Below are 1872 nucleotides of genomic sequence, written 5' to 3'. Positions count from 1 at the left end.
GGCCCGGAGCCCGTCACCCCGGACCAGGAGAGCCCGGTCAGCCGGTCGTGATCGCCGAACGGCGACACGGACGTACCGTGGAGACATGTCGTCGCCTCCCCTCCCGGGACCGCTGGCCCATCTGGAACCGCTGCTCGCCCACTACGGCTACTGGGCCGTGGGGGGTGTGGTCTTCGTGGAGGACTTCGGGGTGCCCGCGCCCGGCGAGACGATCCTCATCGCGGCGGGGGTGTACGCGGGCGCGGGGCGGCTGAACGTGGTGGCCGTGGCGCTCATCGCGTTCGCCGCGGCCGTCGCCGGGGACAACCTCGGCTATCTGATCGGCCGGGTCGGCGGCCGGGCCTTCGTGCACCGGTGGGGGCGGTACGTCTTCCTCACCCCCAAGCGGTTCGAGGCCGCCGAGGAGTTCTTCACCCGGCACGGCGGCAAGATCGTGACCGTGGCCCGGTTCGTGGAGGGCCTGCGCCAGGCCAACGGCATCATCGCCGGCACGTCCGGCATGCACTGGCGCCGCTTCCTGGCCTTCAACGCCCTCGGCGCGGCCCTGTGGGTCGGCCTGTGGACCACCCTGGCATACCTGACCGGCAGCCACATCACCGCGGTCTACGACGAGATCAGGCGCTACCAGCTGTACGTGCTCCTCGCCGTCGCCGTCGTGATCGCGGGGTTCGTCGTACGCCATCTCGTGCGGCGGCGCCGCGCCCGCTGATCCGCCACCGGGTTTGGACGCCTGCGCAGCGGCAATCCGGAGGGTGACCAAAGACCGCGCAAGACGTTGGGAAGTGACACACGATGGCCGGCAACCAGAAGGCGAAGGCCAAGGCGGAGCAGGCCAAGGGCAAGGCGAAGGAAGCCCTGGGCCGCGCCGTGGGCAACGAACGCATGGAGGCCGAGGGCCGCACGGAGGGCGCCAAGGGAGACGCCCGGCAGAGCAAGGAGAAGGCGAAGGACGTCTTCAAGCACTGAGGAGACGGCTTCGGCCACCGAGGCATGTGCCGGTCCGGCCGCCGAACGGGCCCGGGAGTTCCAGCGCGAGCGGAGGTCCCGGGCCCGTTCATGCTCGCCGGACCGGGGCGTTCCTGCTCATCAGGGGAATTCCTCGCAAACGTCCCCTTGACCCGCCGCCCAGCGGGTAGCCGAGCAGGGACGGCACGGCACCCCTGTGCACAGGAAGGGCCCCTGACCCCAGAGGAAAAGGGCAACGAGGTATGGACATCCCGCTCAGGACGCACGCGACGACCACGCGGGACCGCCCGGCGGTCCTGCGGTACAGCCGCACCTGGGACGCCGGCGTCTCCAGCATCGCCGAGGCCAGAGACGCCGTGGCCGACCTGCTCGCGCGGGCGCGGCCGGCCCCCGCACGGCGTTCGGTGCAGGATGCCCAGCTGGTCGTCAGCGAGCTCGTGACCAACGCGGCCAAGCACGCGCCCGGCCCCTGCGCGCTGGGCCTCGAGGTGCTGCCGGGCGCGCGGGCACTGCGCGTCACCGTCACGGACACCTCCCGGGAGCCGCCACGCAGGCGTCCCCCCGATCCCCGCCGGGTCGGCGGCCACGGTCTGCACCTGGTGGCGATGCTCGCCCGCGACCTGGAGGTCACCTGGCCGGCCCACGGCAAGCGGGTCACGGTGACCGTACCACTGACCTCGCGGGCGACCGACTGACGGAACCCCGCCCGGCCGGCCGCGGTCACCGCGTCCCGTGCGGGAGCCGGTCCGGCCCCTCCGGCCTTCCCGCCGGCGGGGTCAGCCGGCCGGCGCCCTCCCCATGAGCCTGCTCAGGCCCTCCGGACGGGGCCTGCTCGTTATCGGCCCGGCCGCCCAGTCCGGCGGTGTCTCACCGTCCACCACGAACTCCAGGAGCAGCGGCCCGCGC

At 73.1% G+C, this 1872-nt stretch carries 3 protein-coding genes; all 3 read left to right on the top strand.

What is annotated here, in order from left to right; genetic code table 11:
• Positions 1-85 precede the first annotated feature (85 nt).
• Positions 86-709: a DedA family protein gene (locus tag H5J33_RS33530; protein ID WP_181798456.1), complete on the top strand. Its 624-nt coding sequence runs from the start codon at positions 86-88 to the stop codon at positions 707-709.
• An 83-nt stretch (positions 710-792) separates the two neighbouring features.
• Positions 793-966: a CsbD family protein gene (locus H5J33_RS33525; RefSeq protein ID WP_181798455.1), complete on the top strand. Its 174-nt coding sequence runs from the start codon at positions 793-795 to the stop codon at positions 964-966.
• A 242-nt stretch (positions 967-1208) separates the two neighbouring features.
• A complete protein-coding gene (locus H5J33_RS33520) occupies positions 1209-1661 on the top strand; it encodes an ATP-binding protein (RefSeq protein ID WP_181798454.1) in 453 nt (150 codons plus the stop codon).
• Positions 1662-1872 lie beyond the last annotated feature (211 nt).

This window comes from Streptomyces sp. WELS2 (genome assembly GCF_013870595.1).
Lineage (GTDB): Bacteria > Actinomycetota > Actinomycetes > Streptomycetales > Streptomycetaceae > Streptomyces.
This window is presented reverse-complemented; position numbering and strand designations above follow the sequence as displayed.